The 15,822-nt window shown below is 53.3% G+C and carries 19 protein-coding genes, 1 tRNA gene and 1 pseudogene; 10 read left to right on the top strand and 11 right to left on the bottom strand.

Going from position 1 to position 15,822, the window contains the following annotated elements:
* Positions 1–15: 15 nt before the first annotated feature.
* Together N6G83_RS48105 and N6G83_RS48100 are read left to right on the top strand one after the other, a co-directional pair.
* On the top strand, positions 16–795 hold the full coding sequence (locus tag N6G83_RS48105; protein ID WP_098929025.1) for an AraC family transcriptional regulator: 780 nt from the start codon (positions 16–18) through the stop codon (positions 793–795).
* 110 nt (positions 796–905) lie between these two features.
* Entirely contained in the window at positions 906–1,400 is a 495-nt protein-coding gene (locus N6G83_RS48100; RefSeq protein WP_260524221.1) for a hypothetical protein, read from the top strand.
* 128 nt (positions 1,401–1,528) lie between these two features.
* Here the strand turns inward: N6G83_RS48100 and N6G83_RS48095 are convergent.
* The 7 genes and pseudogenes from N6G83_RS48095 to aspA all read right to left on the bottom strand — a co-directional run.
* Positions 1,529–2,080, bottom strand: a pseudogene (locus tag N6G83_RS48095) (LysR substrate-binding domain-containing protein); the annotation flags it as partial.
* A gap of 177 nt (positions 2,081–2,257) precedes the next feature.
* Positions 2,258–2,333: transfer RNA gene (locus N6G83_RS48090), tRNA-Phe, on the bottom strand.
* A 143-nt stretch (positions 2,334–2,476) separates the two neighbouring features.
* The gene (locus N6G83_RS48085) at positions 2,477–3,052 is read right to left on the bottom strand and encodes a transcriptional regulator (protein WP_211135866.1); all 576 of its coding nucleotides are present in this window, start codon (positions 3,050–3,052) and stop codon (positions 2,477–2,479) included.
* A 40-nt stretch (positions 3,053–3,092) separates the two neighbouring features.
* Positions 3,093–4,808, bottom strand: coding sequence for a protein-disulfide reductase DsbD (locus N6G83_RS48080; protein ID WP_211135865.1), 1,716 nt, complete (start codon positions 4,806–4,808; stop codon positions 3,093–3,095).
* Entirely contained in the window at positions 4,784–5,107 is a 324-nt protein-coding gene (cutA, locus tag N6G83_RS48075) for a divalent cation tolerance protein CutA (protein ID WP_021807588.1), read from the bottom strand. Before cutA ends, N6G83_RS48080 begins: the two co-directional genes overlap by 25 nt.
* Positions 5,108–5,233: 126 nt before the next feature.
* Entirely contained in the window at positions 5,234–6,535 is a 1,302-nt protein-coding gene (locus N6G83_RS48070; RefSeq protein WP_024484767.1) for an anaerobic C4-dicarboxylate transporter, read from the bottom strand.
* 122 nt (positions 6,536–6,657) lie between these two features.
* Positions 6,658–8,094, bottom strand: coding sequence for an aspartate ammonia-lyase (aspA, locus tag N6G83_RS48065; protein ID WP_024530206.1), 1,437 nt, complete (start codon positions 8,092–8,094; stop codon positions 6,658–6,660).
* Between the two features lie 351 nt (positions 8,095–8,445).
* Between aspA and N6G83_RS48060 the strand changes: the two genes are divergently transcribed.
* The 4 genes from N6G83_RS48060 (at position 8,446) to N6G83_RS48045 (ending at position 11,770) form a co-directional block, all read left to right on the top strand.
* Positions 8,446–8,937, top strand: a complete 492-nt coding sequence (locus N6G83_RS48060; protein WP_074032280.1) for an FxsA family protein — start codon at positions 8,446–8,448, stop codon at positions 8,935–8,937.
* A 196-nt stretch (positions 8,938–9,133) separates the two neighbouring features.
* Positions 9,134–9,427 (top strand): co-chaperone GroES, encoded by a 294-nt coding sequence (locus N6G83_RS48055; protein ID WP_004952634.1) that lies wholly within the window; start codon positions 9,134–9,136, stop codon positions 9,425–9,427.
* Between the two features lie 48 nt (positions 9,428–9,475).
* The gene (gene groL, locus N6G83_RS48050) at positions 9,476–11,122 is read left to right on the top strand and encodes a chaperonin GroEL (protein WP_024484769.1); all 1,647 of its coding nucleotides are present in this window, start codon (positions 9,476–9,478) and stop codon (positions 11,120–11,122) included.
* 303 nt (positions 11,123–11,425) lie between these two features.
* Complete coding sequence (locus N6G83_RS48045) at positions 11,426–11,770, top strand: DUF4156 domain-containing protein (RefSeq protein ID WP_039996283.1); 345 nt, start codon at positions 11,426–11,428, stop codon at positions 11,768–11,770.
* Between the two features lie 74 nt (positions 11,771–11,844).
* Here N6G83_RS48045 and epmB read toward each other — a convergent pair whose 3' ends face one another.
* Complete coding sequence (gene epmB / locus N6G83_RS48040) at positions 11,845–12,873, bottom strand: EF-P beta-lysylation protein EpmB (RefSeq protein ID WP_024530203.1); 1,029 nt, start codon at positions 12,871–12,873, stop codon at positions 11,845–11,847.
* A gap of 42 nt (positions 12,874–12,915) precedes the next feature.
* On the opposite strand from epmB, the gene efp reads away from it, so the two are divergent.
* The 4 genes from efp to sugE all read left to right on the top strand — a co-directional run bounded on the left by efp (position 12,916) and on the right by sugE (position 14,424).
* A complete protein-coding gene (gene efp / locus N6G83_RS48035; RefSeq protein WP_024484772.1) occupies positions 12,916–13,482 on the top strand; it encodes an elongation factor P in 567 nt (188 codons plus the stop codon).
* Between the two features lie 70 nt (positions 13,483–13,552).
* Positions 13,553–13,684, top strand: a complete 132-nt coding sequence (locus N6G83_RS48030; protein ID WP_021807578.1) for an entericidin A/B family lipoprotein — start codon at positions 13,553–13,555, stop codon at positions 13,682–13,684.
* A 120-nt stretch (positions 13,685–13,804) separates the two neighbouring features.
* Positions 13,805–13,936, top strand: a complete 132-nt coding sequence (locus N6G83_RS48025) for an entericidin A/B family lipoprotein (protein ID WP_024530202.1) — start codon at positions 13,805–13,807, stop codon at positions 13,934–13,936.
* A gap of 170 nt (positions 13,937–14,106) precedes the next feature.
* Positions 14,107–14,424 (top strand): quaternary ammonium compound efflux SMR transporter SugE, encoded by a 318-nt coding sequence (gene sugE, locus N6G83_RS48020; protein ID WP_021182101.1) that lies wholly within the window; start codon positions 14,107–14,109, stop codon positions 14,422–14,424.
* Here sugE and blc read toward each other — a convergent pair.
* From blc to frdC, 3 genes are all read right to left on the bottom strand, one after another.
* The gene (gene blc, locus N6G83_RS48015) at positions 14,418–14,951 is read right to left on the bottom strand and encodes an outer membrane lipoprotein Blc (protein WP_074032281.1); all 534 of its coding nucleotides are present in this window, start codon (positions 14,949–14,951) and stop codon (positions 14,418–14,420) included. The genes sugE and blc overlap by 7 nt on opposite strands.
* Positions 14,952–15,045: 94 nt before the next feature.
* Complete coding sequence (gene frdD, locus N6G83_RS48010; protein WP_021182103.1) at positions 15,046–15,405, bottom strand: fumarate reductase subunit FrdD; 360 nt, start codon at positions 15,403–15,405, stop codon at positions 15,046–15,048.
* 12 nt (positions 15,406–15,417) lie between these two features.
* On the bottom strand, positions 15,418–15,810 hold the full coding sequence (gene frdC, locus N6G83_RS48005; protein WP_021182104.1) for a fumarate reductase subunit FrdC: 393 nt from the start codon (positions 15,808–15,810) through the stop codon (positions 15,418–15,420).
* Positions 15,811–15,822: the final 12 nt, after the last annotated feature.

Raw genomic sequence — 15,822 nt, 5'->3', positions numbered from 1 at the left:
TATTTGGTGGAAGAAATGGATGAAACAACAGATTACGATGCATTGGTGATTGAACGAGTGCTAGACAGGGTGGTGGCGGAGGAAAATTTACCCCACAGCCACCCGCTTGGGCAATTCGTTTTGGTTAATCACGGGGTACTTTACGGACATACGCCGGAGCAACACTGGTTACTTAAACCCGGGATGGCTGTGTGGATACCTCCTAATACAATACATTGGGGACGGGCCTATAACCGTGTTGATCTGACAGTCTTCTACATTACGCCAGAACTGTGCTACGCACCCACTTCCCAAATTAAACTGCTTGATTCTTCATTACTTATCGTGGCGTTATGTGAGCGGTTGGCGGCTGCTAAGCAGCCTCTCACAGAGGCACGTCGCAACAGTATGTTGCAAATGCTGTTTGAAGAGATCGAAGAACAACCCGATAGCAATCTATCTTTGCCACTACCGAAAGATAGTCGCCTTAAAAAGGTCACTTGTAGCCTAATAGATAACCCAGCCCAGCGCCGTAGCCTGAGTGAGTGGGGGAGTCTGGTTGGGGCAACAGAGCGCACGCTAGCCCGCCTGTTTCTCAAAGAGACCGGGATGCGTTATACCGAGTGGCATAATCGTCTACTGCTTGCAGTAGCCTGGCAGGGGTTGGCTAAAGGGCTTTCTAACGGTCAGATCTCTGCAATGTTAGGCTTCTCCTCTGGAGATTCTTTTGGCCATTGGTTTCGACGAGTCGCCGCTAATTGCCCAGGGAGAGTCCGGAAATGTTTGCAGGATTATCCCTTGCGTAAGATTGATTAATCAGACAACGGCAAATTGTCCGTTTCATTCTATAAATTGTTTATTTTGAACATTCCTGCCATTTATTTTCTCACGTACTGTATAGCGCAATGCTGATATGAATGGAGAAAATGATGTTAAATTACGATTTTATCAAAGTAGTACATGTTCTGGCGGCTGTTGCTGCAACTGGGCCATTGCTGTTTTCTCCTTGGCTTTCCGCACGTTTAAAACGTTGCCAAGGGGGGAATAAAACCCTGCTGTTAAACGGCTTGAGTGTGGCTGATACTTATTACAATATTGCCGGTTGGGTACTTATGCTTAGTGGGATCGTCATGTTTTGGTTACAAGACTGGCATCAAGTATTTCAACTGTGGTTCATCCTCAGTGTGTTGGTATTTATCATTGATTCACTTGCCGAAAAACGCTTGCGCGATCCTGCAAACAAGGCTTTGGCCACGTTGCAACCCGGCGAACCCGGTTGGGACGAGAATACTTCTCGCTTACATAACGCGGTGAGTACTCAAATGGTATGTACCTTGTTGATCTTTTTCATCATGCTGCTACACAGCCAGTTACAGATAAACCTGTTGGCGTTTAATCTATTTTCCCATTCGCTTGGGTAACTGCTCCCCGCCGTACATGAACTGCACCCCAAAAAGTTGGGCACCAACTGAGTAAGGTGCATTTTTATGGGCAAACCCCGCCACACTCTGGAACTTCGTATTGCTGTCGTGAAGTTCTACCTCTAGAGTCACAGGTTAAATTTCCCGACCCAAGGGCTATTCCGGTCGTTTGACCACAGTTGTAACAGCATTTCCTTGAATCGTTCTGCTGCTGGGCTAAGTGAGGCCTCACGGCGTTGAATCAAACCGAGTGTTCTTCTCACCACCGGTTCAATCAAGGGGCGGCTCACCAAGGTAGGGTGGTCATCTTTGGGCATGGCCAGGCTGGGAAGTGCTGCAATCCCCAAGCCCGCCTCAACCAGCCCCAACGAGGTAGAAAGATGGCGAACTTCGTAAAACCAATTCGGATCCCACTTGGTATTCTCCAGGGCTTTCTCAATGAGAAGGCGATTACCACTTGAGCGTCTCACACCAATAAGTGGATACCCATCCAATTCCTCCCACATCACCAATGGCTTTTGAGCCAAAGGATGGTCTCGTCGACAAGCCAGCACAAAGGGCTCATTAACTAACGGCATGAATTCAACGTTGGGATGTGTGACATTGATCATGTTAATGCCGAAGTCAGCATCGCCATTTAGCACCGCTTCCAGGCAATTATTTGTACCGTGCTCAAGGATCACCGGGACTGTGATTGCCTTACTCACGTTCGTTGTACACGTGATGATTGGAATGCCGTGGTGGCAGTTTTTAATCAGTCAGGGTTTTTTGTAGAGGAAAACGTTTAGCGGGCTTATAACGGGGGGAGTTTTAACCCAAAAGCAAAAAACCCGCCATAGGCGGGTTCTTCTAAATGATGGTGCCCGGACTCGGAATCGAACCAAGGACACGGGGATTTTCAATCCCCTGCTCTACCGACTGAGCTATCCGGGCAACGGGGCGCATTAAACCGTATTGGCCGTGCGGCGTCAACGGATTTGTGACGAAAAACGTGAAAACAGCGCCGATTGCTGGCTTTTCAGGCAAAGGCCGCGTAATTCTACCTCTGTTGCCACCAGGTCACAGCGTTGCGCGCTTTAGCTTAACGCACCGAACTTACGGCACTGGGCAATATGCAAGATATCTTCGGCCAGCCGTTTGGCTACGGCGACATCCTGCAACTGGCGTTTTATCAGTAACTTGCCCAAGCAACCCTCCTGCACCAACTCCATTTGTTGCGCTACCGAGTCGGCGTCGTCGGCATCCATCTCACGCAACAGATCGCGGGTGAAGTCCAGTGAGGTGAGCTTCTGCTGCTCGGCCAGTTGATGGATCGGGTGGTCGCTCTCAGGGAAGAAGCTACAGGCGGCAATAAACAGGCAGCCAGGGTAACGTTCATTCTGTACGTGCTCTGCCAGCACGTCATAACGCGCCAGCAGCTTTTGCTGCGGGCTCAACGTCTCATCAAGCTGCAACTGGCGGCGCCAGGTATCAATTTGTTGGCCGTGGTAGCGCAGGCAGTCATACAGCAGTGCCTCACGGTCTGGCCAGAACGGTTTGAAATCGCTGTATGGCACACCCAGTTTTTCTGCCAGCATTTCCAAGGTGGTGGTCGCCAGGCCCTGTTTTTCCAACAGCTCCAGGGCTGTATTTAAAACCTGTTCACGTTGCACTAGTGCTCCCTCCAAAAAATGTTCTGAAACTCAGTGTCGTTTACCGAGTGGTTTTCTGCAAATGTGCGTCGAAGGCTTCTGCGTTCATAAAGCCCGTCACGCGAGCTGCGGGTAACTCTTTGCCATCTCGGTCAAAGAACAAAATGGTCGGCAAGCCAAGCACCTGCAAGTGCTTGAGCAAGGCTGCCTGTTCGGCATTGTTGGCCGTTACGTCGGCCTGCAGCAACACCGTATCGGCCAATTGGGCCTGCACCGCCGGATCGCTGAAGGTGTACTTCTCAAACTCTTTGCAGGCGACACACCAGTCCGCATACAGATCCAGCATTACCGGCTTGCCCTGCGCCTGTTGCAGCGCCTGGTTAAGCTGCTCAACGTTACTGATACGGGTGAAGTTCAGATGTGGCTGGGCCGCCTGCTCAGAGGCGGCGTTGCCGAATGCCCAGTCTTGCAATGGGCGCGCCGAAATCACCAGCGCCGCCAGTAGCAGCACCTGGATGGCTCGCGTCCAGCCACGGGATGATTTCAGGCTCAGGACGAATGCCCAGCCGAAGAATGCCAGGCCGAGCAGGCTCCACAGGCGCAGCCCCCAGACGTCGCCGATCACCCGCTCAAGCAGGAACACCGGCAGCGCCAGGATCACAAAGCCAAAGGCTTCTTTGACGTACTGCATCCACGGGCCGCTGCGTGGCAGCAGGCGGTTGCCGAAGAGCGTCACGATCACCAGCGGGATACCCATCCCCAAGGCATACAGATAGAGCGTGCCACCACCGGCCCACATATTACCGCTTTGGGCGATGTACAACAGGATGGCGCTGAGTGGGGCGGTGGTGCATGGCGAGCAGATCAGGCCTGCCAGAGCGCCCATCACAAACACGCCCACCAGCGAGCCACCCTGCTGGGTGTTGCTCCAGTTGGCCAGCCGCGTTTGCAGTGAAGAGGGGAGCTGCAAGGAGTAGCAGCCGAACATGGACAGAGCCAGGGCGACAAACAGCACCGACAGACCGATCAGCACGTAAGGGTGTTGCAGCGCGGCCTGGAACTGCAACCCGGCGGCGGCAACCACCAGGCCGAGCAGGGTATAGGTCAGCGCCATGCCTTGCACATATACCACGGCCAGCACCAGAATGCGCCCGCTGCTGTGTGGCCGCTCACGGCCCAGAATAATGCCGGAAATCAGCGGATACATCGGCAACACGCAAGGGGTAAACGCAATACCGATACCAATCAACAAGGCCCACAGAGGGGAGAAGGGCAGATTGGCCGGTGCTGTTTCTGCTGGTGCTACGGTTACCGCTGCTGCGGGCTCTGCGGCAAGCGCCACTGCGCTCAGTGGGATCACGCGGGTTTCCGGTGGATAGCAGAAACCGGCCTCAGCACACCCTTGATAGGTGACGCTCAGGCTGGCATTGTCACCCGCCTGCAACAGGGGAATGCTCAGGGCCAATGGCTCCTTGAATATCGCCACTTCACCAAAGAATTCATCTTTATGCTTCAGCCCGGCGGGCAGTTCGAACTGGCCTAGCGTTGCCTGCTGTGGCACCAGCTTGATTTGCTGGCGGTACAGGTAGTAACCAGGGCGGATTTGCCAGCTTAGCGTCAGTTGGGGGCCCTGTTGTTTAAAATCAAAGGCAAATGCCTGATCGACGGGGACGAACTGGTTGCCCGCGTTTTGGCCGAACAGTGAAGCCTGAGCCGCAGCGGGCAGGAAGAACAGGCTGCACAGCAGCAATATCAGTTTAATGAGGCGTTGATCCATGACAGGTAATCTTTATCTCCAGCCATCACCGGCAGTACCAACAGTTCGGGTGTCTGGTACGGGTGATGTTGTTTCAGGTAGGTGAGTAGCGCTTGTTGATGCTGGCGATCGCTTTTAAACAGCATCTGCACTTCGTATTCCTGTTGCAGTTTCCCTTCCCAGTAATACAGCGATGTTGCCCCAGGCAGCAGCGTGGCGCAGGCCGCCAGTTTCTCCCCCAGGACGCGTGCCGCCAGCTCTTGCGCTGTGGCTTCATCGGGTGCGGTACAGAGTATGACGATAGCTTCGCAATCAGACATCTTCGGCCCTCTCAACCAGGTTTGGTAACAGGGCACTATACCCTGAAGCGGTGTTGGCTAGAAGGTTAGATTATCAGCAGCAGGGGAATGAGGCGGAGAAAGCGGGGCCGAAGCCCCGCTTGAGGATCACAGAATAACGCTGCCAATCAGGAAGCCGAAGATGACGGCAAACGCCACACCCAAGGTGCCAGGGATCAGGAACGGATGGTTAAACACGAAACGCCCGATGCGTGTCGTTCCGGTATCGTCCATCTGTACTGCCGCCACCAGGGTAGGGTAGGTTGGCAGAATGAACAGGCCAGAAACGGCAGCAAAGGAAGCGATCGCCGTCAGCGGGGTGACGTTCAGGGCCAGCGCCATCGGCATCAACGCCTTGGCAGTGGCGGCCTGAGAGTACAGCAGCGCCGAACAGAAGAAGAAGATCACCGCCAGCAACCAGGGATGGGATTGGATCACGGTACCTGCAGTCTCTTTAATCCAGTCAAGGTTGGCCTGCACAAAGGTGTCACCCAACCAGGCTACGCCCAGGATACAGATACAGGCGCTCATCCCGGCCTTAAAGGTGCTGGAGTTCAAAATCAGGTCGGTTTCGATGCGACACAGGATGGTGGTCAGGGTGGCCACGCTCAGCATGATGATCAGGATAGCATTGGTGGTGTTCATCAGCGGCGTCGTCACCAGACCCATGCTTGGGCTGTTGATGATGGCATAAGCCACTACGCTCAGTACGCCAGCCAGGAACAGCAGCACGGAGGTTTTTGCACGCGGTTTGATCACGATGACGTTCTCACCACGCAGGGCAACCAGACCTTCTTCGAAGCGCTTTTGATACACAGGATCGTCAGACAGCTTGGAGTCAAACAACCAAGTGACCAGCAGCGACATCAGTATCACAGCCAGGAAGGTGGAAGGGATCACCACCATCAGCAAGTGTAGGTAACTCACGCCGTGGCCTTCCATAACGGAAGACATATACACCACCGCTGCCGAGATAGGCGAAGCGGTTATGGCAATCTGTGCGGAAACTACGGCAGTAGACAGTGGACGGCAAGGTTTGATGCCTTGCTCTTTAGCCACTTCTGCAATTACCGGCAGGGCCGAGAGGGAGATATTACCGGTACCGGCGAAGATGGTCAGGAAATAGGTGACGATTGGGGCCAGAATAGTGATGTATTTTGGATTTTTGCGCAGCAGCTTCTCGGTTTGCTGCACCAGATAGTCCATCCCGCCAGCGACCTGCATGGCGGCGATAGCGGCGATAACCGCCATAATGATTGAAATAACGTCGAAGGGAATGCTGCCTGGCTTAACGCCGATCATCGCCAGTACCAATACCCCAAGACCGCCTGCAAAGCCTATTCCGATACCGCCCAGTCTGGCCCCCAAAAAGATGGCCAGTAGAACGATCACCAATTCTACTACTAGCATAGTGTTTACCCCTTAAAATGGATTTTTATGAAAACCAAAGGTTGCAACTTTGTATTCTTAGAAAGAAAAAAGGCACGCTATCCAGAGGATTAGCGTGCCTTTCAGGCTACCGGATGAGTCTATTATTGTTCATTTTCATCTGTATAGCGTTTCGCCTTATAGGCCGGGTGCATCAGGTTCTCTACGGAGAAGATGTCATCCAGCTCAGCTTCGGTCAGTAAACCGCGTTCCAGCACGACTTCACGTACGCTCTTGCCGGTTTCAGCACAGATCTTGCCGACAATGTCACCGTTGTGGTGGCCAATGAACGGGTTCAGATAGGTGACGATACCGATAGAGTTAAATACGTAGTACTCGCACACTTCTTTGTTGGCGGTAATACCGTTAATGCATTTTTCCAGCAGGTTATAGCAGGCGTTGGTCAGAATGTGAATCGATTCAAACATCGCCTGGCCAATCACCGGCTCCATCACGTTCAACTGCAGCTGGCCTGCTTCGGCGGCCATGGTAACGCAAGTGTCGTTGCCGATCACCTTAAAGCAAACCTGGTTAACCACTTCTGGGATCACCGGGTTCACTTTGGCTGGCATGATTGAAGAACCGGCCTGCAGTTCAGGCAGGTTGATTTCGTTCAGGCCAGCGCGTGGGCCGGAAGACAGCAGACGCAGGTCGTTACAGATCTTGGACAGTTTGACCGCCAGGCGCTTGTGCGCACTGTGCACCATTACGTAGGCACCACAGTCGGAGGTGGCTTCGATCAGGTCTTCGGCAGGTACCACCGGCAGGCCACTGACTTCCGCCAGTTTCTTAACCGCCAGGTGTTGATAACCTTCCGGGGTATTCAGCGCGGTACCGATCGCCGTTGCGCCCAGGTTCACTTCCAGCAGCAACTCTGCGGTACGGTGCAGGTTACGGGTTTCTTCATTCAGCAACACGCTGAAGGCATGGAATTCCTGGCCCAGGGTCATTGGCACTGCGTCCTGCAACTGGGTACGACCCATTTTCAGGATGCTTTCGAACTCTTTGGCTTTACGGTCAAACCCTTCACGCAGTTGGTTGATAGCATCGATCAGTTTCTGGTTGGAGGCGTAAACCGCGATGCGGAACCCGGTTGGGTAAGCGTCGTTGGTAGACTGACACTTGTTGAGGTGATCGTTAGGGTTCAGGTATTGGTATTCACCCTTCTGGTGGCCCATCAGCTCCAAGCCGATGTTTGCCAGTACTTCGTTGGTGTTCATGTTCAGCGAGGTGCCAGCACCCCCCTGGAACACATCCACCGGGAATTGATCCATGCATTTGCCTTTATCCAGTACTTCATCACATGCCTGGATGATGACGTCGGCAATTTTACGTGGGATGGTTTGCAGCTCTTTGTTTGCCATGGCGGCGGCTTTTTTTACCATCACCATGCCGCGCACAAACTCAGGAACGTCGCTGATTTTACTGTTGCTGATATAGAAGTTTTCAATCGCACGCAGAGTATGAACACCGTAGTAGGCTTCTGCTGGGACTTCACGTGTTCCTAATAGGTCTTCTTCGATACGAATGTTGTTTGACATGAGAACCTTCTCTATGTTGCTGCCGAATATAATTATGTGCAGGATAACAAAATAATGTTGCCGAGCGGGTCAACTGCGGAAGTATTGACCGCAGCTATTGTCGCTGCCCAGATCATATGCTGGTTGGTAATAAATGAATGAACGTAGATCACTATCTGGTGCTTCAGCAAATGACAGCTTTTGATTTCTGTGAAGAGCTTCACGTTTGCAACATAGAGAATAAAAAAGATCGCCCGGTTGAAATGGCGGCCGGAAGCCCCCATTGTAGGAAGGTTGGCCGATTAGCGGCCCCATTTATCACGTATGCGCCATCGGGCGGGTACGCCGACTCTACCTAGAGGAGAGAACCAGGTGCGCTGGTTACCGTTATTGCTGATATTTCTACTGGCTTACATAGAGATATCCTTGTTTATTAAAGTTGCCGCCGTGTTCGGCGTGGCAATGACGCTGCTGCTGGTGGTGTTTACCTCCTGCGTCGGCGTTTCCCTGGTGCGTAATCAGGGCATGAAGACCTTTGTGCAGATGCAACAGAAGCTGGCGGCGGGCGAAAGCCCGGCAGCGGAGATGGTGAAAAGCGTTTCTCTGGTGCTGGCGGGGTTCCTGCTGGTGATACCGGGCTTCTTCACCGATTTCCTTGGCCTGTTGCTGCTGTTACCTCCGGTGCAGAAATCGCTGACGCTGAAGCTGATGCCGCATCTTGCCGTTTATCGCCCAGGCGGTTGGGGCCAGAATGGTGGAGCCGCCAACGGCAATACCTTCGACGGTGAATTCCAGCGCAAGCAAGACGACCGCTACACCTTGGATCATCAACCCGACGAGCACGACAAGCGTGACGATCGCTGATAATTCCCCCAAACGCGGCCAATCGGCCGCGTTTTTGCTGATGGCGTTCACGGCAGGCCATCAAATCGAAAATTTTTTTGCTGCTGCCCCTTGAAGGGGGATGGAACGCCCCCATTTCAAATCCCACGGAGCCGGTATCAATAATCCGGCGGACAACCCTAAATCTGATAGAAACCTTCTTACAGGAGAGCGTTCAATGAGTATTCGTCCATTGCATGACCGCGTTATCGTCAAGCGCAAAGAAGTTGAATCAAAATCTGCTGGCGGCATCGTTCTGACTGGCTCTGCAGCGGGTAAATCTACTCGTGGTGAAGTGGTAGCCGTTGGTAAAGGACGTGTTCTGGAAAGCGGCAACATCCAGCCGCTGGATGTGAAAGTAGGCGACATCGTGATTTTCAACGACGGTTACGGCGTGAAAGCAGAGAAGATCGACAATGAAGAAGTGTTGATCATGTCCGAAAGCGACATTCTGGCAATTGTTGAAGCGTAATAACGCTTTATAAATCTTCTGAACTGAACGAGTTGAAGGGAAATACCAATGGCAGCTAAAGACGTAAAATTCGGCAATGACGCTCGCGTGAAGATGCTCCGCGGTGTGAATGTTCTCGCTGATGCAGTAAAAGTGACTCTGGGCCCGAAAGGCCGCAACGTAGTGCTGGATAAATCCTTCGGCGCTCCTACCATCACCAAAGATGGCGTATCTGTTGCTCGTGAAATCGAACTGGAAGACAAGTTCGAGAACATGGGTGCACAAATGGTGAAAGAAGTTGCCTCTAAAGCGAACGACGCTGCGGGCGACGGTACCACCACTGCAACCGTACTGGCTCAATCCATCATCACCGAAGGCCTGAAAGCTGTGGCTGCCGGCATGAACCCGATGGACCTGAAGCGCGGTATCGACAAAGCGGTTATCGCTGCGGTTGAAGAACTGAAAAAACTTTCTGTACCTTGCTCTGACTCCAAAGCTATCGCTCAGGTTGGCACCATCTCTGCAAACTCCGACGAAACCGTGGGTAAACTGATTGCAGAAGCGATGGAGAAAGTGGGTAAAGAAGGCGTGATCACCGTTGAAGAAGGCACCGGCCTGCAAGACGAGCTGGACGTGGTTGAAGGTATGCAGTTCGATCGCGGCTACCTGTCTCCATACTTCATCAACAAGCCAGAAACCGGTTCTATCGAGCTGGAAAGCCCGTTCATCCTGCTGGCTGACAAGAAAATCTCCAACATCCGTGAAATGCTGCCAGTGCTGGAAGCCGTTGCGAAAGCGGGCAAACCACTGCTGATCATTGCTGAAGATGTTGAAGGCGAAGCATTGGCGACCCTGGTGGTTAACACCATGCGTGGCATCGTGAAAGTGGCTGCAGTTAAAGCACCTGGCTTCGGCGACCGTCGTAAAGCCATGCTGCAAGACATCGCTACCCTGACTGCCGGTACCGTGATCTCTGAAGAGATCGGTCTGGAGCTGGAAAAAGCTACCCTGGAAGATCTGGGTCAGGCAAAACGTATCGTGATCAACAAAGACACCACCATCATCATCGATGGTGTGGGCGACGAAACCACCATTCAGGGTCGCGTTTCCCAGATCCGTCAGCAGATCGAAGAAGCGACCTCTGACTACGATCGTGAAAAACTGCAAGAGCGTGTTGCTAAACTGGCTGGCGGCGTTGCCGTTATCAAAGTTGGCGCCGCAACTGAAGTGGAAATGAAAGAGAAGAAAGCCCGCGTTGAAGATGCCCTGCACGCTACCCGTGCTGCGGTAGAAGAAGGCGTGGTTGCTGGCGGTGGCGTAGCGCTGATCCGTGTAGCAGACAAAATTTCTGGCCTGAAAGGCGATAACGAAGACCAGAACGTGGGTATCAAAGTTGCCCTGCGTGCCATGGAGTCTCCACTGCGTCAGATCGTGATCAACGCCGGTGAAGAAGCTTCTGTGATTGCCAACAAGGTGAAAGCAGGCGAAGGCAGCTTCGGCTACAACGCTTACACCGAAGAATACGGCGACATGATCGCGATGGGTATCCTGGATCCAACTAAAGTGACCCGTTCTGCTCTGCAGTACGCGGCCTCTGTAGCTGGCCTGATGATCACCACCGAGTGCATGATCACTGACTTGCCGAAAGAAGACAAGTTAGACATGGGTGGCGCTGGTGGTATGGGCGGCATGGGTGGTATGGGCGGAATGATGTAATTCCCCTCACCTCTGTGAGCTAACCACAAAACCCGGCTTCGGCCGGGTTTTTTTATTCCTTTCTTCTGTGTGGGGCTGATTGTTGCGCCCGTGTTTTTCATCGTCAGCGGCTACTGATGCGTCAGTGCTGAATTTGATGATATTTTTGCAGACCGTATCTATTAAGCGTGTAAACTGATAGTTCATCAGCTGTCGCTCAAGACGTTGACCAGGCACCAGTGGCCGGTGGCAACGGATGCTTAAGAGATGGCAACGCTTTCTGATAAGCTTTTGCGTAATTCTCAACATCATATGGGGAACAAGATGCGGATTAAAGCCTTACTGGGTCTATCGGCAGCGGTGCTGCTGGCAGGGTGCAGCAGCACCAATGAACTGACCGCCGCAGGTCAACAGGTCAAATTTACCGACACCAAGCCTGCTGCAGAATGTCAGTTGGTAGGCGAAGTCACTGGCACTCAAAGCAACTGGCTGTCGGGGAGTGGTGGTGAGGGCAGCTCCATGCGTGGCGCGGCCAATGATCTGCGCAACAAGGCAGCGGCAATGGGTGGCAACGTGATTTACGGTGCGACTAGCCCAAGCCAGAACCTGCTTTCAAGTTTTGCGCCGCTGGACAGCAAAATGATCGGCCAGGTGTATAAGTGCCCGTAACGCTGGCATAAGCACCCGTATAAAACAAAAGAGGAATGCCAAGGCATTCCTCTTTTTGCGTTCATGTAGGGCACTCAGCTTTGCGTCAGGCGCAGATCCAACGGCGTTTTACTGGGTTCACCGCCGACTTCACGGGTCAGACGGGGTACCAGATAGCCGGAAACCTTGCTCAGCAAACTTTTCACGATCGCACGGGCCTCGTCATCGCTGACCATAAAGTGGGCCGCGCCCTGCACCTTATCCAACACGTGGAGGTAATAGGGCAGGATCCCCGCATCAAACAGGGCGTTACTCAGCGTTGCCAGCGTATCCGCGTTATCATTGATCCCTCGTAGCAGCACGCTTTGGTTCAGCAGCGTCACTCCAGCGCTACGCAACTGTGCCATACTGGCGCGCAGCGGTGGGTCAATCTCGTTGGCATGATTGATATGGGTAACCATCAGCACCTGCAGGCGCGATGCCGAGAAGCGTTGGCATAGCGTAGCGGTGATGCGGGCGGGGATCACCACTGGCAAGCGGGTATGAATACGCAGGCGTTTGAGGTGTGGGATGGCCTCCAGTTCCCCGATAAGCCAATCCAGTTCATGGTCTTTGGCCATCAGCGGATCGCCTCCGGAGAAAATAATTTCATCCAGTTCCGGGTGTTGACGGATATACTCCAACGCTTGAAGCCAGTTTGCCTTGTTGCCCTGGTTCTCCTGATAGGGGAAATGACGGCGGAAACAGTAGCGGCAGTTAACCGCACAGCCGCCTTTTACCAGCAGCAGGGCACGGTTGCGATACTTGTGCAGCAACCCCGGCACCACGCTGCGCTGTTCATCCAGCGGATCGGTCGTGAAGCCTGGGGCATCGATGAATTCTGCGCTGGCGGTGAGTACCTGGCGCAGCAGCGGGTCATTGGCATCACCAGGTTGCATACGCGCGGCAAAGGCTCGCGGTACGCGTAACGCAAACAGTCGGCGTGCATCGCGCCCCTGTGGCAGTTCCGGGTGCGTATTTAGTGACAAAAGCTGCAGTAATTCATCGGGGTCGGTAATAACATCGGCGAGTTGATGCAACCAATCTTCTCTATGCGCCGTGTTTTGGGTTATAATGTGTGCCATTTTTTTGGCTAAGCTACCAGTTTAAATTTTCAGAGGGCCATCATGGCGACTTATTCTAGCAACGATTTCCGTCCGGGTCTTAAAATCATGTTCGAAGGCGAACCTTACGCTGTTGAATCCAGCGAGTTCGTCAAACCAGGTAAAGGCCAGGCTTTTGCGCGTGTAAAAATGCGCCGTCTGCTGACCGGCACCCGCGTTGAAAAAACCTTTAAGTCTACCGACTCTTGTGAAGGCGCGGACGTGGTAGATACCAACATGAACTACCTGTACAACGACGGTGAGTTCTACCACTTCATGCACCCTGAGACTTTTGAACAGCATCAGGTTGAAGAGAAAACCGTTTCTGACGTGGCTAAGTGGCTGCAGGACAATGCGGAATGTATCGTCACCCTGTGGGATGGCCGTCCTATCGCTGTGCTGCCACCGAACTTTATCGAAGCAGAGATCACTGATACCGATCCAGGCCTGAAAGGCGATACCGCAGGTACCGGCGGCAAGCCAGCAACCCTGAGCACCGGCGCAGTGGTTAAAGTGCCATTGTTCGTGCAGATTGGCGAAGTGATCAAGGTTGACACCCGCTCTGGCGAATATGTCTCCCGCGTTAAATAAGTTTCAACAAAGAGGAACCCCCCGTGGTTCCTCTTTGTTATCCCTTCCCGTCACACGTTGGCAGATCCGCATGATGAAGAAAACGCTGTTAGCCGTGGTCTCTTTGTTGTTGTTGATGTCCCTCAGCGGCTGTAATACCTTCCGTGGTTTTGGTGAAGACGTTCAACACCTCGGCGGCGCGATTTCCCGCAGCGCTAGCTGATATCAATTAGCGCTATTAATCGGATGATACAGAAAAGTCCGTTTATTCCTGCAACCCTCCTGATTTTTACTACGCTTAGAGAGCCATACTTTTTCACTAATAACGAATAAGGGTAATCTTATGCTGAAGAAAAGTATTATCGCCATTTTCTCTTTGTTGATCCTGTCATCGCTGGTGGGCTGCAATACCACTGCTGGCGTGGGCAAAGATGTTGAGGCCGGTGGCAAGGCGATCCAGCGTAGCGCACAGTAAATTCCTTTGGGTTCAACGGTATTCCACGGCAGCGCTTGATTTTCCCTTCCGTGGAATACCCATTTAATTCTCTTGTTTGCTATAATCCACGTCTTCAATCAGCCAAGTGGGACGACCCGCCTGCGCTTCTGTTGTCTGGGGACGACCCCACCCGTTCTGGAGCCAGTTCCATGGCATGGATCATTTTACTTTTTGCCGGCCTGTTAGAGGTCGTCTGGGCTATTGGCCTGAAATATACCCACGGTTTTACCCGTTTGACCCCCAGCCTGATTACCGTCGCCGCGATGGTGGTGAGCATGGTGTTGCTGGCGCACGCCATGAAAACGTTGCCTGCGGGCACGGCTTACGCCGTGTGGACCGGAATTGGGGCGGTGGGTGCAGCGGTAATGGGCATGGTGCTGCTCGGTGAGTCGACCAACATCATGCGTATTCTCAGCCTGTGCCTGATCGTGGCCGGGATCCTGGGGCTAAAATTCAGCAGTCAATGAGTGGGCTGCTGATTGACCCAGATTAACGCTTCGGTATCAAAGCCGTAGCCCTTGGCAATTTGCACCAGTCTGTCGCGCGTGGCGGCGTCCAACGTCGGCGTGCGCGACAATATCCACAGATAGTCGCGGTTTGGGCCACAAACCAGCGCATAACGGTACTCCGGATCGAGTTCGATGACGTTATAGCCGCCATAGAAAGGGCCGAAGAATGAGACTTTCAGCGAGGCCGTCTGCGGCGAGCCGATAAAGTACGCCTTGCCTTCGCTCTCCTGCCACTGCTGTTTTTTGCTATCGAAACCCCGGTTAATCACCTTCAGACCGCCGTCTGTGCGCGGGCTATAATTGGCTGTAACCTGCTCCAGGCCTCTTTCAAAGCGATGATCCAGACGCGCGATTTCATACCAGGTACCCAGATAGCGTTTGCTATCGAAGTTATCTACGACCTTGACGTCCTTCGGGGGTGTCACGCTGCAGGCAACGGAAACGAGGGCGGATAATATGACGCAAAGTTTTGACCAAAAACGCATGAGTGACTCCTGTTTACCGGTATCAGATAGACAGTGTAGTCGACAGGGGGGGATAGCGGAATAGGCGGCCAACGGGAGTTGGCCGCCAGAGGTTTTACAGCGTGACGACCCCGATCAGGGTAACGACGCTCAGGATAGCTGCCAAGCCGTAGAATACCCATTTGCCAGCAGGCACGTGGATTTTCAGATCGTGCATGGCATGGTGGATACGGTGAAGCCCGCACCACAATGGCAAAATAATCATCAGCAGCAGGAACAAGCGGCCGATCCAGCTTTGGCAAAACGCCAGGACGCGCTCATAACCTAAAGCTTCGCCGGGGAACAGGCCGAGTGGCAGCAGGATGCCGACCAGCAGCACGATAGCCGGAGCAACGATCGCTCCCCACATACCGCCAGCACCAAATAATCCCCAGAAAACCGGCTCGTCAGAGCGCTTAGGTGATTGATTTATCATGTTTCCTCCGGATTACAGTAACGCTACGGCGAGAATGATCACGGTGACGACGATCGTCACTGCCCACAGCGCCTTAACGATTGGCTCCGGCCCCATTTTCTCGCTGTTGACGACGATATTGGCGGCTTTCGGTGCCAGATCGAACCAGGTTTTGGTATGCAGCGCGGCGGCCAGCAGGGCGATGATGTTAATCAGCAACACCAGCGGGTTTTGCAGGAAGCCGACAAACCCGGCCCAGCTTTCAGGGCCGCCCTTCAGGGCAAAGACGCCGTAGATCAGCACGATGCTGAACCACACCGCCAGCACGGAAGTGCCTTCACGTAGCATGTAGAAACGATAGAAACCCAGCTTTTGCCACCAGGTTGGCGTCATGGTACGCACATAGGGCTTACGTTGTGTTGTCATTGCTGTCTCCCC

Source organism: Serratia sp. PL7 (assembly GCF_945957435.1).
This window is presented reverse-complemented; position numbering and strand designations above follow the sequence as displayed.

Excerpts from the sequence above, each read along its gene's own strand:
- blc (WP_074032281.1), bottom strand. The coding sequence starts at position 14,951 with ATGCGTTTTTGGTCAAAACTTTGCGTCATATTATCCGCCCTCGTTTCC.
- N6G83_RS48070 (WP_024484767.1), bottom strand. The coding sequence starts at position 6,535 with ATGCTAGTAGTAGAATTGGTGATCGTTCTACTGGCCATCTTTTTGGGG.
- N6G83_RS48105 (WP_098929025.1), top strand. The coding sequence starts at position 16 with ATGGATGAAACAACAGATTACGATGCATTGGTGATTGAACGAGTGCTA.
- N6G83_RS48080 (WP_211135865.1), bottom strand. The coding sequence starts at position 4,808 with ATGGATCAACGCCTCATTAAACTGATATTGCTGCTGTGCAGCCTGTTC.
- efp (WP_024484772.1), top strand. The coding sequence starts at position 12,916 with ATGGCGACTTATTCTAGCAACGATTTCCGTCCGGGTCTTAAAATCATG.
- N6G83_RS48055 (WP_004952634.1), top strand. The coding sequence starts at position 9,134 with ATGAGTATTCGTCCATTGCATGACCGCGTTATCGTCAAGCGCAAAGAA.
- N6G83_RS48025 (WP_024530202.1), top strand. The coding sequence starts at position 13,805 with ATGCTGAAGAAAAGTATTATCGCCATTTTCTCTTTGTTGATCCTGTCA.
- frdC (WP_021182104.1), bottom strand. The coding sequence starts at position 15,810 with ATGACAACACAACGTAAGCCCTATGTGCGTACCATGACGCCAACCTGG.
- epmB (WP_024530203.1), bottom strand. The coding sequence starts at position 12,873 with ATGGCACACATTATAACCCAAAACACGGCGCATAGAGAAGATTGGTTG.
- groL (WP_024484769.1), top strand. The coding sequence starts at position 9,476 with ATGGCAGCTAAAGACGTAAAATTCGGCAATGACGCTCGCGTGAAGATG.
- cutA (WP_021807588.1), bottom strand. The coding sequence starts at position 5,107 with ATGTCTGATTGCGAAGCTATCGTCATACTCTGTACCGCACCCGATGAA.
- N6G83_RS48045 (WP_039996283.1), top strand. The coding sequence starts at position 11,426 with ATGCGGATTAAAGCCTTACTGGGTCTATCGGCAGCGGTGCTGCTGGCA.
- N6G83_RS48030 (WP_021807578.1), top strand. The coding sequence starts at position 13,553 with ATGATGAAGAAAACGCTGTTAGCCGTGGTCTCTTTGTTGTTGTTGATG.
- sugE (WP_021182101.1), top strand. The coding sequence starts at position 14,107 with ATGGCATGGATCATTTTACTTTTTGCCGGCCTGTTAGAGGTCGTCTGG.
- frdD (WP_021182103.1), bottom strand. The coding sequence starts at position 15,405 with ATGATAAATCAATCACCTAAGCGCTCTGACGAGCCGGTTTTCTGGGGA.
- N6G83_RS48100 (WP_260524221.1), top strand. The coding sequence starts at position 906 with ATGATGTTAAATTACGATTTTATCAAAGTAGTACATGTTCTGGCGGCT.
- aspA (WP_024530206.1), bottom strand. The coding sequence starts at position 8,094 with ATGTCAAACAACATTCGTATCGAAGAAGACCTATTAGGAACACGTGAA.